The organism is Pseudomonas reinekei (assembly GCF_001945365.1).
GTDB lineage: Bacteria > Pseudomonadota > Gammaproteobacteria > Pseudomonadales > Pseudomonadaceae > Aquipseudomonas > Aquipseudomonas reinekei.
Map to the genome: position 1 here is coordinate 41,763 of NZ_MSTQ01000024.1, position 12,566 is coordinate 54,328.

The 12,566-nt window shown below is 61.0% G+C and carries 13 protein-coding genes; 11 read left to right on the forward strand and 2 right to left on the reverse strand.

The window, feature by feature from the left end; all coding sequences use genetic code 11:
• Nucleotides 1–55: 55 nt before the first annotated feature.
• Both BVK86_RS26120 and BVK86_RS26125 read right to left on the reverse strand, forming a co-directional pair.
• Complete coding sequence (locus BVK86_RS26120; protein WP_056856968.1) at nucleotides 56–631, reverse strand: ANTAR domain-containing response regulator; 576 nt, start codon at nucleotides 629–631, stop codon at nucleotides 56–58.
• 15 nt (nucleotides 632–646) lie between these two features.
• Nucleotides 647–1,858, reverse strand: coding sequence for a CmpA/NrtA family ABC transporter substrate-binding protein (locus tag BVK86_RS26125; protein WP_075949128.1), 1,212 nt, complete (start codon nucleotides 1,856–1,858; stop codon nucleotides 647–649).
• Nucleotides 1,859–2,081: 223 nt separating this feature from the next.
• On the opposite strand from BVK86_RS26125, the gene BVK86_RS26130 reads away from it, so the two are divergent.
• The 11 genes from BVK86_RS26130 to BVK86_RS26180 are packed head-to-tail and all read left to right on the forward strand — an operon-like array spanning nucleotide 2,082 to nucleotide 12,566.
• Complete coding sequence (locus tag BVK86_RS26130; RefSeq protein WP_075949129.1) at nucleotides 2,082–2,816, forward strand: helix-turn-helix domain-containing protein; 735 nt, start codon at nucleotides 2,082–2,084, stop codon at nucleotides 2,814–2,816.
• A gap of 4 nt (nucleotides 2,817–2,820) precedes the next feature.
• Complete coding sequence (gene sctC / locus BVK86_RS26135) at nucleotides 2,821–4,470, forward strand: type III secretion system outer membrane ring subunit SctC (protein WP_075949130.1); 1,650 nt, start codon at nucleotides 2,821–2,823, stop codon at nucleotides 4,468–4,470.
• Nucleotides 4,467–5,570: a type III secretion system gatekeeper subunit SctW gene (gene sctW, locus BVK86_RS26140; protein WP_075949131.1), complete on the forward strand. Its 1,104-nt coding sequence runs from the start codon at nucleotides 4,467–4,469 to the stop codon at nucleotides 5,568–5,570. Before sctC ends, sctW begins: the two co-directional genes overlap by 4 nt.
• A gap of 23 nt (nucleotides 5,571–5,593) precedes the next feature.
• Complete coding sequence (locus tag BVK86_RS26145) at nucleotides 5,594–7,645, forward strand: EscV/YscV/HrcV family type III secretion system export apparatus protein (protein ID WP_075949132.1); 2,052 nt, start codon at nucleotides 5,594–5,596, stop codon at nucleotides 7,643–7,645.
• A 13-nt stretch (nucleotides 7,646–7,658) separates the two neighbouring features.
• On the forward strand, nucleotides 7,659–8,066 hold the full coding sequence (locus tag BVK86_RS26150) for an InvB/SpaK family type III secretion system chaperone (protein WP_075949133.1): 408 nt from the start codon (nucleotides 7,659–7,661) through the stop codon (nucleotides 8,064–8,066).
• Nucleotides 8,063–9,349 carry a type III secretion system ATPase SctN gene (sctN, locus tag BVK86_RS26155; RefSeq protein WP_075949134.1) on the forward strand — a complete coding sequence of 429 codons (1,287 nt, stop codon included), beginning with the start codon at nucleotides 8,063–8,065 and terminating at the stop codon, nucleotides 9,347–9,349. Before BVK86_RS26150 ends, sctN begins: the two co-directional genes overlap by 4 nt.
• The gene (locus BVK86_RS26160; RefSeq protein ID WP_075949135.1) at nucleotides 9,333–9,788 is read left to right on the forward strand and encodes a type III secretion protein; all 456 of its coding nucleotides are present in this window, start codon (nucleotides 9,333–9,335) and stop codon (nucleotides 9,786–9,788) included. Before sctN ends, BVK86_RS26160 begins: the two co-directional genes overlap by 17 nt.
• Nucleotides 9,785–10,717, forward strand: a complete 933-nt coding sequence (locus BVK86_RS26165) for a SpaN/EivJ family type III secretion system needle length determinant (RefSeq protein ID WP_075949136.1) — start codon at nucleotides 9,785–9,787, stop codon at nucleotides 10,715–10,717. Before BVK86_RS26160 ends, BVK86_RS26165 begins: the two co-directional genes overlap by 4 nt.
• Nucleotides 10,714–11,646, forward strand: coding sequence for a FliM/FliN family flagellar motor switch protein (locus BVK86_RS26170; RefSeq protein ID WP_075949137.1), 933 nt, complete (start codon nucleotides 10,714–10,716; stop codon nucleotides 11,644–11,646). The genes BVK86_RS26165 and BVK86_RS26170 overlap by 4 nt, the downstream gene beginning before the upstream one ends.
• A complete protein-coding gene (locus BVK86_RS26175) occupies nucleotides 11,643–12,302 on the forward strand; it encodes an EscR/YscR/HrcR family type III secretion system export apparatus protein (RefSeq protein ID WP_075949138.1) in 660 nt (219 codons plus the stop codon). The genes BVK86_RS26170 and BVK86_RS26175 overlap by 4 nt, the downstream gene beginning before the upstream one ends.
• 9 nt (nucleotides 12,303–12,311) lie before the next feature.
• Nucleotides 12,312–12,566: an EscS/YscS/HrcS family type III secretion system export apparatus protein gene (locus BVK86_RS26180; RefSeq protein WP_020795892.1), complete on the forward strand. Its 255-nt coding sequence runs from the start codon at nucleotides 12,312–12,314 to the stop codon at nucleotides 12,564–12,566.

Genomic DNA, 12,566 nt, shown 5'->3' on the forward strand with positions numbered 1-12,566 from the left:
TTTGGGGCCGCTACGCTGCCCAGCGGGAGCAAGCTCCCTCGCCACAGTGATCGTGTCAGCCGAGCAGTTCACTCATGGCGATAATCTGCTCCGCCACCTGAATCAGCTTCTGCTGGCGGCTCATGGCCTGGCGGCGCATCAGGGTGTAGGCCTCTTCTTCGTTGCAGTCCTTCATTTTCATCAGCAGCCCCTTGGCCAGCTCTATGCGCTTGCGCTCCGCCAGTTGCTGGTCGCGGGCGTGCAGCTGCGCACGCAGGGCTTGATCGCTTTCGAAGCGCGCCATGGCGACATCCAGAATCGGCTGCAAGCGTTGGGCATGGATGCCCTCGACGATGTAGGCACTGACCCCGGACTTGATCGCCTGGCGCATCACGCCGGGGTCGTGCTCGTCGGTAAACATCACGATCGGCCGTGGCTGGTCGCGGCTGACCAGCACTACTTGCTCCATGACGTCGCGGCTCGGTGACTCGGTATCGATCAGAATCACGTCCGGACGCACCGTTTCGACGCGCTCGGGCAGGTCGATGGTCAGGCCTGATTCGTCGATGACCTCGAAGCCGGCTTCGGTGAGGGCCGCTTTCAGGCGTCCGACTTTCTTGGCGGTGTCGTTGATCAGCAGGATACGCAACATGTTCGCAGTCTCCTGTCAGCGGCTGGCGAGTCGGGGCGAGCTGTCGCTCATGGCGTGCAATTTGAAGCTGCGGGCATAGCCGGCGGGGTCTGAGCCGTCCCAGACCTTGCCGTCGATCAACTGGCTGCTGCGCATCTCTTTGCCCAGTGATGCGACACCGACGGCACTCGCCGCCTCTCGGTACAACTCCAGTTGCTGGACCTGACGAGCGACGGCGAGGTAATCCGGGTCGTCGCGCAACAAGCCCCAGCGACGGAACTGGGTCATGAACCACATGCCGTCGGACAGGTACGGCAGGTTCACTTCACCTTCACCGTGCAGGCGCAGGGCGTGCGGGTCTTGCCAGCGATTGCCCAGGCCGTCGTCGTAATCGCCCAGCAAACGGGGTTCGATGCATTCGAGCGGAGCGTCGAGGTACTGCGGGGCGCTGAGCAATTGCGCGGTGCTGCGACGGTTCTCGACGCTGTCTTCGATGAAACGGCTGGCTTCGAGGATCGCCATCACCAGTGCCCGGGCGGTGTTGGGGTATTGCTCGACGAACGTGCGGGTGCAGCCTAGGACTTTTTCCGGATGATCGGGCCAGATGGTCTGGGTGGTGGCGAGGGTAAAACCGAGACCCTGTTGCACCGCGCTGGCGGACCACGGCTCGCCGACGCAGAAACCGTCAATGCGCCCCGCCTGCAGGTGCGCGACCATTTGTGGCGGCGGGACCACCACGCTGTCGACCTCCAGCAACGGATGAATGCCCTGACTGGCGAGCCAGTAATACAGCCACATGGCGTGGGTGCCGGTGGGAAAGGTTTGGGCGAACGTCAGTTTTGGGCGAGTTTGGTGCACGTGCCGGTGAAGTGCCTCAGGACCGGTCACGCCAAGGGTCTGCAAGCCCTGGGAGAGGTTGATGCTCTGGCCATTCTGGTTCAGGCCCATGAGTACGGCCATGTCGGTCGCCGCCACGCCGCCGATGCCCAGATGCACGGCGTAGATCAAGCCGTACAGGCTGTGGGCGGCATCGAGTTCACCGCTCACCAGTTTGTCCCGCAGGTTGGCCCAGGACGACTGGCGCTTGAGGTTCAGCGTCAGGCCGTAGGGTTGGGCGAAGCCCTGGGTGGCGGCAACCACCACCGAGGCGCAGTCGCTCAGGGCCATGAAGCCGAGGTTGATTTCGGTCTTTTCCGGGGCATCGCTGCCGTTGACCCAGGCCAGAGGGCCGGCGGATGGTTCGTTCATCGATTTCGCACCTTCAAAAAAAACGTCGCCCCAGCCCTTGAACCCGCAAGGCCGCGTGACGACGCCATTGTCCTTGCACACATTCCGTCGTTGGTCTGTGTGCTGATGCCTGAACGGGTGCAAGGCATATGCCATCCCGGGTTCATCAGTTTTACATCAGGATTCAACGCGCCATGTCTTTCATCCTGCCGACCCCTAACGTCAGGCTGCAAAGGAGGTTGGCGTGCACATCGAATCACTTCGCGTCACAGGTTCCCCCGATGCCCGTCTCAGCGAGCGGGTGCTGCATCTGAGTGTCGGACAATCCCCCGCGTATCTGGTCTCGCCTCAGTGTGCGAAGGCCTGCCAACTGCCCGTCGGGTGGGAAGGGTTGATTGCGATCAGCGCTGCCATCGAAGTGAGTGGCAGTGTGCAAACCCGTCCGATTCAAGAAGCGCCGCTGGTGAAGTTGCAAGTGTTCATCGATCTGGGTGAAGCGCTGGTGGACCGACAATCCGGCCCTGCACCGTGGGCGGCACTGCCGATGCCTGATCCAGCCGCGCAGTCGCACAAGGCACTTGAGCGCTGGTACATCGAGCAGGCGATGGCGGGTGGCCCGGCCTACCAGGCATTTGCCGGCGTGCTGCGCAACTGCGAGAGCTACGGGCTTGTGCGCTTTTTGCTGGAGCAGGGCACCCACAGTGAAAAACTGACCACGCTGGCGCAGCGTTATGGCGTCTCCGTTTCGCATTTCCGTCGCTTGTGCCGTCAGGCGCTGGGTACAGCGGCCAAACCCGCCTTGCGTGGCTGGCGGACGGCCCAGGCACTGCTGAACATGAGCCAGCACAACGGCTCCCTGACGGATGTCGCGCTGGAGTTCGGTTTCGCCTCTTCTTCGCATTTCTCCAAGGAAATCCGCGAGCTGGTGGGCTTCACGCCCAGCAGTCTGGCCGATATTACCTACCTTCCAGGCAAGTGAGCCGATGAACCGCCGATTGTTCTCTTTTTCCCTTTTGCCCGTCTGCCTGAGCGCAGCGTTGCTGTCCGCACCGGTTGTCGCGCAGTCCGCAATCAAGTTCGAGGCCCGTGAACAGAGCGCGCGTACGTTTTTCAGTGAGCTGTCGGGGCCGCTGGGCAAACCGGTGATCGTGAGCAAGGCAGCCGCGGCCAAGCGGATTTCCGGAACGTTCGATTTGCTCACGCCACAGCGGACCTTTGAGCGGGTCAGCTTGCAGATGGGCCTGATCTGGTACACCGATGGCCAGGCGATTTACCTGTACGACGCTACGGAATTCAAAAGCTCGATGATGTCGCTGCAGACCCTTACCGTTGCCAGGCTCCAGGCGTTTCTCGAACGTTCCGGACTGCACGACAAGCGTTACCCGTTGCGCCACGACGGCCTGCGCACGTTCCATGTGTCGGGCCCGCCGATGTATGTCGACCTGGTCGTGCAAGCCGCCGGGATGATGGATAACCAGCGCTCGGAACTGTTGCTGGGCAAGCAGCAGATCGGTGTTATCCAGGTGCGCAACACCTTTGTCAGCGACCGCAAATACGAGCTGCGCGATGACAAGGTGACCATCCCCGGCCTGGCCACCGTGATCGAACAACTGCTGCGCGGCGAAAAACGCGAGGTCGAACCGTCGGTGGCCCAAGCCGTTGCGCTGCGACCGCAAGGCCAGATGCCGGCGTTTCCCCTGGAAGGCCTGGCCAGTGCGCCCTCCGATCAAGACCCGGCCGCGCCGCGCGTTATTGCGCGGGATGTGGCCGCCGGAAATATTCGGGTGGTGGCTTATCCCGACACCAATAGCCTGTTGGTCAAGGGGTTGCCGGAACAAGTGCGATTCATCGAGAACCTGGTAAGTGCGCTCGACACGCCCAAACGCCACGTGGAGTTGTCGTTGTGGATCATCGATCTGCACAAGGACGAACTCAATCAACTGGGCATCAATTGGCAGGGCACGGTGAATTCGGGCGGGACCTTTTCCGCCTCGCTCAATGCGGGCTCGGCGACCACCCTCGATGGCGCCTCGTTCGTAACCCAGGTCATGGCGCTGGAACGGACCAACCGCGCCAACGTGGTCTCGCGACCGGTGATCCTGACCCAGGAAAACGTGCCGGCGATCTTCGACAACAACCGTACGTTCTATGCCCCGCTGGTGGGGGAGCGCAGTGTCGATTTGCAGCACGTCACCTACGGCACGCTGGTCAGTGTCCTGCCGCGTTTCGCCAAGGCCGACGAGGTGGAAATGTCGCTCAATATCGAAGACGGCAATGAGGTGGAAAACCCCGGCCAAGGTGAGCGTCCGAACGCATTGCCCACGGTCGGGCGCACACGGATCAGCACGGTGGCGCGGGTGCCCCAGGGCAAGAGTCTGCTGGTGGGCGGGTTCACCCGCGATGACCACAGTGAGCAAGTCGGGCGGATACCGGTATTGGGTTCGATTCCATGGGTCGGACGCTTGTTCAGCTATCGCCAGAACCGCTCGGCCAACACGGTGCGCGTATTTTTGATTCAACCCAAGGAAATTCTCGACGCCCTTGAACCCGTCACCGAGCCGGCCCCGCAGCTACTTACACCGCAGCAGCATGAGCGTGTGCGTCGATCCTACTTGCGGCCTGAACAAAGATGATCCTGCCACCGATTTCCACCGGGGGGCGGGCGGCCCAGGCGCGGCTGAATAGCGAGAAAGCCGCCGAACAACCAGCGCCGCAAGTGGCGGAGCCCGAACTGGACGACAGCGGAACGGCGGCGGCTGCGCAGCGTTTTGTGCAAATCAGCGACGAAATGTCGGCCGCGTTGGCGCAGTTTCGTAGCCGGCGGCATTTCGAGCTCAAGTCCGACACCCTGACCGACAACTTCGAGCGCGTGCTCGACGACGACACGCTGCCCAAGGTGCAGCGGGTACTCAGCCTGGCACGGTTGGCGGACAAACCCGTCACCTGGCTGTTGCAGCAGTTGCGCAGTTTGTTCCCGGATGACAGCGACCTCGTGTTGGTCCTGCGGGAATTGTTACGCCGCAAACGGCTGGATGCCGGGTCTCGACGGCGGCTCGAACGGGCATTGCAGGCGGTGCTCGCCGAGGCCTCGCCAAAGCGAATGAATGCCGGCATCAACACGGCCCTCAAAGCCCGGATGTTCGGCGCGAGCATGGCTGTAAGTGCGGGTTTGCTGCGCGAAACCTACCGGGATTTTCTCGAGTCCGACGACGGCCCCGTCAGCGCCTACCAGGACTGGATTGCCCTGTACGGCGCGCCAAATCGCACGAGCGTGCTGATGTTTATCGAAGACGCCTTGCTCACTGACATCAGTGCCCAGGACCCGAGTTGCTCGCGCGCGGAGTTTGGTGACCTGCTGGCCAGGCTGGCCGACCTCAAGCGTCTGCGTTCGGCCGATGATCTGTTCATCGGCAGCCTGCTCGGCGATGAACTCATCTGTCGGCACAACCCCGAGGAAACCGACTGGCTGGTATTGCTCATGGGGCTGCTGACCTACCCCGACGAACTCGATCAGCTGCTGCTCGGCGCGCTGGGTGAACGCCTGTTGTTGAGCCCTCACCGTGAGCGCGGGACGGTGCTGCAGACGCTGCGTCGACTCAGTCTGCAATTGCCGTTGCCACTGTTTGCCGATGAAGCGGCGCCGCAGCGTCTGGTCGAACAGTTCACCCGCCTGGCTGACATTGCCTACGCCCACGAATGTATTGAACGGCGCCGTCTCGGCGGGTGCCCATGATTTTTTTCCGGAACTGACCTGCCATGCTCAATGTGTTTTTACGCAATGTCAGCGCTCGCCCGGAGCTGCTGATTCTGTCGTTGATGGTGATGATCATCGCCATGTTGATCATTCCCTTGCCGACGGTGCTGGTGGATTTTCTGATCGGCTTGAACATCATCATTTCGTTGCTGGTGTTCATGGGCTCTTTCTACATCGAGCGCATCCTCAACTACTCGACATTCCCGGCCCTGCTGCTCTTGACCACATTGTTTCGCCTGGCGCTGTCGATCAGCACCAGCCGCCTGATCCTCAGCCAGGCCGATGCGGGCGAGATCATCGCCTCGTTCGGTGAGTTCGTGATCGGCGAAAGTCTGGTGGTGGGTTTCGTGATTTTTTCCATCGTTACCATTGTCCAGTTCATCGTGATCACCAAAGGTTCGGAACGGGTTGCCGAAGTGGCAGCGCGCTTCTCCCTGGACGGTATGCCGGGTAAACAGATGAGCATCGACGGCGACCTGAAAGCGGGCGCCATCACCGCCGAAGAAGCCCGGGAAAAACGCAGCGTACTGGAGCGCGAAAGCCAGTTGTACGGCTCCTTCGACGGGGCGATGAAGTTCATCAAGGGCGATGCGATTGCCGGCATCATCATTATTTTCGTCAACTTCATCGGCGGCATGGCCATTGGTGTCGGGCAAATGGGCATGGACATGTCCACCGCGCTGTCGACCTACACCTTGCTGACCATCGGCGACGGTCTGGTGGCGCAGATTCCGGCGTTGTTGATTGCCATCGGTGCCGGTTTCATCGTCACCCGCGTCAACGGCGATGACAGCAACCTGGGGCGCAACATGCTTGCGCAAATGCTCGGCAATCCATTCGTACTCGGGGTGACCGCACTGCTGGCGGTGGGCGTCGGTCTGCTGCCCGGCTTTCCATTGTTAACGTTTTTGGCGATTGCCAGCGTGCTGGGGCTGGTGGTGTTCATGCGCCATCGAAAGTCCTCCAGAGCCGCCGGACAGGGTGAGAGTCTTGCTGCACCGGCTGTCCAGGGCGCGCTGCAACCCGAGTCGGGATTGCTCGATGACGTCGACAACATCGCCACCGAAACCGTGGCCCTGATGTTGCTGGTGCCGACGTCGCGTCTGGAGGCGTTGAACAAGGCGCGCTGGGCGGCGCGCTTTCGCAGCCAGTTTTTCGTCGACTACGGCTTGCGCATTCCCGAACCGCAGCTGCGTGCCAGTGAGGCATTACCGGCCCATCAAGTCGCGGTGCTGATCAATGAAGTCCGCGCCGAGCAATTCGATATCCATTTCGATCACTGGCGATTGCTTGACTATTCGCCGGAGCTGGAAGCCTTGGGTTTTGCCTTGGTGCGCGGCAACGACAGCAATCGCCTGGGCGGTGTCTGGGTCAACGCCACCGACCGCGAGCGGGTGCAACAGTTGGGCTATCACCTGCGCCCCGCTGACGAAGAATGCTATCGCTGCCTGGTCACGCTGCTGGCGCGCAACATCCAGGAGTTTTTTGGCGTGCAGGAAACCAAGCAACTGCTCGACGAAATGGAAGCGCGCTACCCCGACCTGCTCAAGGAAGTCTATCGCCACGTCACCGTGCAGAAGATCGCCGAAGTGCTGCAACGGCTGATTGGCGAGCGGATTTCCGTGCGCAACATGAAGCTCATTCTCGAATCACTGGCCCATTGGGCATCGCGGGAAAAGGACGTGCTGGCGCTGGTTGAACACGTTCGCGGCACGATGGCCCGTTACATCAGCAACAAATTTGCCCAAGGCAATGATTTGCGTGTGCTGCTGTTGTCGCCGGAGTTCGAAGAGGTGGTGCGGCGCGGGATTCGGCAAACCTCGGGCGGCAGCTTCATCAACCTGGACCCGGCCGAGTCGGAAGAGCTGATGGACCGGCTGAGCGTTGGCCTGAACAACCTGCACATTGCGCAAAAAGACATGGTGCTGCTGTGTTCGATCGACGTGCGGCGCTACATCAAGAAACTCATCGAGGGACGCTTCCGGGAGCTGGACGTGATGTCGTTCGGCGAAATCTCCGAGACCGTTTCCGTCAATGTCATCAAAACGCTGTAAGGGGAACCTGTAAATGATTCCGATGGATATCGCTGATCTATTGCGCGAAGCGCTGCGTCACAGTGGTTGCGAAGACAGTCAGATAGGGCACTTCGACAGTCACAGCACCATTGAGATGCAAATGAAAAACCTGCCCGATATCAGCGTGGCGGTGGTCGAAGGCGATGTCTGGATCTGGTCGGTGGTCGCAGAGGCGAGCCCGAATGTCATGAACCAATGCGCCTTCGAGTTGATGCAGTTTTTGCTCGAAGGCAATGCGTTTTCCCGCACGGGGCAATTGCATCTTTGCGTGGTTGAGGAGCGGCTTGAACTGCGTCTGATGGCCAATGCTCACGCCCTGAGCAGTGCGTCGTACTTCGCCCAGGCCCTCGATGGTTTCGTGCAGTCCACCGAAACGCTGTGTGAGCTCTTGCGCCGATGACCACTCGGTTGGAACGGCATGCGGCTCATCCCCTGCGCTTGAACGGTCCCTTGATCGAAGCGGCGCTGGGCGATGTTGTGATTGGCGAGGTCTGCGAAGTCCGTCGTCATTGGCGCATGCCCGGGGTCGCGGCGAGGGCGCAGGTCATCGGCTTCAAGCCCGGCTCGGTGTTGCTCAGTTTGCTCGGTGATGCCAAGGGCTTGTCCAGGGAGTCGATGATCGTGCCCACCGGTGCGACGCTGCAATTGACCTGCAGTGATGCCTTGCTCGGTAGCGTGATCGATCCCCAGGGCAACATCGTCGAGCGCCTGGCACCGTCAACGGCGGTTGCCCGGCAAGACTATCCCGTGGACGCTGACCCGCCGTCCTACCAGCAGCGGCGCCCGGTGGTTGAGCCATTGCGTACCGGCATTCGCGTCATCGACGGTTTGCTGACCTGCGGTGTCGGTCAGCGCATCGGCATTTTTGCAGCCGCGGGCTCCGGTAAAACCACCTTGATCAACATGCTGATCAGCCACACCGATGCTGACGTTTTTGTCATCGGCCTGATCGGCGAACGCGGGCGTGAGGTGACCGAGTTCATCGAGCATTTGCGTCAGTCCGAAAAACGCTCCCGTTGTGTGGTGGTGTTTGCTACGTCGGATTTTTCCTCGGTCGATCGTTGCAACTCGGCCCTTCAGGCCACGGCTATCGCCGAGTACTTCCGCGACCAGGGCCGGCGCGTGGTGTTGTTGCTGGACTCGTTGACGCGTTATGCCCGAGCGCGGCGCGACCTGGCGCTGGCGGCCGGTGAAGCACCGGCGCGGCGCGGCTATCCGGCCTCGGTGTTCGATGCCTTGCCGCGCCTGCTGGAACGACCGGGTGTGACCGGCTCCGGCAGCATCACGGCCTGGTACACCGTTTTGCTGGAAAGCGACGATGAGCCGGACCCGATTGCCGAAGAGATCCGCTCCATTCTGGATGGCCACATTTACCTCAGCCGGGCCCTGGCGGCCAAAGGTCACTACCCGGCAATCGATGTGCTGCACAGCGTCAGTCGCGTGGCAACCCAAGTCACCACGCCCCAGTTGCAGCAACTGGCGGCGTCGACCCGCGAAATACTGGCGCGCCTTGAACAGTTGCAGATTTTCCTCGACATGGGCGAGTACACCCAGGGCGCAGACGCCGCCAACGACCACGCCTTGCAGTGTCGCGAAGCGCTTACCCAATGGCTGCGTCAGCCGACGGACGAATGCTGTGAACCGGACGAAACCCTGCGGAGCTTGCATGAACTCATTGGCTGATCGGCGGCGCCTGTTGGCGTTCAGTCAGTTCCGTCGGCAACGCGGCGAACAAGCGTTGCTGCGTACCCAGCAGCAACTGCAACCGCTGCTTCGGGAACGGGCCGGTCTCGAGGGGCAAGAGGCGTCGCTGCAACGACTGTTGGCCAGTCACCGGGCGAACGACTGCGTGCTGGATCATGGGCAACTGTTGGCGCTGTTGCGCAGGCAGGCCGTGATCCGTCGCCAGCTCGATCTGTTGCGTGTCGAGCGTGAGCGCGTGGATCAGCAGTGCTGGCAAGTCGAGCAACAGTTGCAAGCGCAGCGTGAGCAATTGCGTTGCTTGCAGGGCAAACACGACAAATACCAACGGTCTGTCCAGCAGCTTTTGCGCGTGCAAAGGCTGGAGCAGGTGCGCCGAGAAGAAAGAGACGTAGAAGAGATGAGCGGAGTGCGGCGATGAGCGATGTATCAGTAATTTCACCTGTGCCGGTTCAAGTCCTGGATCCCGTTACCGACGGTTCGATGGATGAACTGCGGGACACGCTTGTACCGACACAGGAAGAGGACCTGCCGCAAGGTGTGCTGGATCTTCTGGCGGCGTTGATTCAGCGCCATCGATCGACAATGAAAATGGACGGCGCGCAGGCACCGCAATCGATGGGCACCGTCCATGGGACGCTGGATGCAACGCAGGAAAAAGTACTGGCGTCCGTTTCGCAGGCGATGACTTATCCGCAAGTCGAACGGTCGATCCAGCAACTGCCCTCTCATCTGAAGGCGTCTATTGAGCTTTCCGTCGACAGACTGGAAATGCCTGTGCCAGCGAAGGTCGGCGACACCGATGTGAACCCGCGTCGATCAACTCAGGCACCAGGCCCGTCAACCGAACGCGTGTCGATCGCTGCAGGACTGCCGTCTTTCGAACTGACGTCGAGCACCAAGGCATCGCCGCCTGCCGAAAGAGTCACCATTGCGTTTACCGCTGAGCCGACTTTGCCGCAAGCACTGCCACTGCCGCCCGCCACCACCCGTCAAGCGGTCACGGGGTCACCTCCCAACGCTCCGGCCACCCCGGCACTGCGACGCGTTCAGCCGCCGGATGTGAAGCTCGAAACCTTGCCGGGAACGGACCGTGGCCTGCTGCAGGTGCCGTTCACCAGAGGCACCGTCAGCGGGCAAGTAACGATCAGTCGAGTGCCGGACGAACCCTACCGCAGCCTGCAATTGAGCCCCAGCAATGCCCTGGTCTTTGATCAGCTCAAGGTGCCATTCGATCAGCTTCGTGAACCGGTCTGGCGACTGACTGACAGCGGCGGTGAGCAACAGCGGCAGAGCTCACGGCAGTCGCCGGAAGACGAACAGAGCGAGCAGTCAGAGCTTCCCGCATGAGCGTACTGACGTTGCGCCAGGTCGATCCCGCGGCTCATGCCCGCGCGCGGTCGGTCGAGCGCTGGCGGGGGGCCGGCCATGACGCTGGTTGCGATGGTCTACAACGCATGCCCGGTTATTTGCGATTTAGCGCGGAGTACGAAGCAGGGGAGTGGCACGGTCTGATCCTGGCCCGCGAATGGTTACATCACTCGCTCCCACAGTTGCAGGCACTGCTGACGGTCGAGACTCCGTTGACGAGCATTGCCGGCCTGTTCCGGGCCGTGCCACAGCCATTAGTGCTGGCGCTGGACGAGTTGCACTACCAAACGCTGAGCGATGTCGCGCTGGTCGATCCACTGCTGTTGCCGACCCACCGTGTGCCCTGGCTGGAAACGCCTCAAGGGCGCGTATGGGTCACGCAGTTGCCATTGGCTCGTGCCGTCAGCGAACCCCTGGACCCCAGCGCCTGGCTGAGTGATTTACCCCTGCGCCTGACGCTGAAACTGGGTGTCAGTCACCTTGACCCTGCGAGCCGGATCCGACTGAACGAAGGCGATGTCCTGCGCATCACCCAGCGCGCTCAACACGGCTTCGTGGCGCAGCGATGCATCGGCGCTTTTACCTTTACTGAACAAGGATTACTCATGCAATCGACTGATACTGCTGCCCATTCGGAGGTCGCGACTGAATCCGGTGCGCAGGTCGAGCTTGGCGCTTTATCTGTGCGTCTGGAGTTCATTCTCGCGACCCATGACGTCGACCTCGCCACGCTGTCGCAGTTTGTCGATGGGCAACTGATTCCACTGGCCGACGATGCCGCGCGACACATCGAGGTTCGCGCCAATGGCAAGCGTGTGGCCCGGGGCGAGCTGGTGCAACTGGACGGGCAATTGGGTGTCGAGTTGATCGAGGTCTATCGGGACACTTTTTCGGAACAGTCGCGATGAATGATGTTTCGCTGATTGCCCTGTTGGCCTTCGCTTCGCTGTTGCCGTTTCTGGTGGCGGCCGGCACCTGCTACATCAAGTTTTCCATTGTCTTTGTCATCGTGCGTAACGCCCTGGGCTTGCAGCAGGTGCCGTCGAACATGGCCCTTAATGCGATTGCCTTGATGCTGGCGATTTTCGTGATGACGCCGGTGCTGAAACAAGGCTATGGCTATTACAAGGAAGAACAGGTGGCCTTTACCGATATCGGGTCGGTGGTGAATTTCGCCGAGAACGGGTTGGGGGGCTACAAGGCATACCTGCGCCAATACACCGACCCGGAGCTGGCGCTGTTTTTCGAGCGTGCCCAAGCCGTGCAGAGTGAAACCGATGCCGGGCTGCCCGCCGATGAAGAACTCACGCCGTCGCTGTTTTCCCTGTTGCCGGCCTACGCGCTGAGTGAAATCAAAAGCGCCTTCAAGATTGGCTTCTATCTGTACTTGCCGTTCGTCATTGTCGATCTGGTGATCTCCAGCATTCTGCTGGCGCTGGGCATGATGATGATGAGCCCGGTGATCATTTCGGTGCCGATCAAACTGGAGTTGTTTGTGGCACTGGACGGCTGGGCGTTGCTCTCGACCGGGCTGGTCAAGCAATACCTGACCTTGCTGGCGTAGGAGTGGCCGATGAACGATCTGGTCTATGCCGGCAACAAAACCCTGTACCTGATTCTGTTGATGGTGGCCTGGCCAATCATTGTCGCCACGGTGGTTGGCCTGGTGGTCGGCTTGATCCAGACCGTGACGCAGTTACAAGAGCAGACCCTGCCGTTCGGTTTCAAGCTGCTGGCCGTCGCCGCATGCCTGTTCCTGCTGTCGGGTTGGTACGGAGAAACCCTGCTCGATTTCAGCCGCGAAGTCATCCGACTGGCGCTGGGCTAG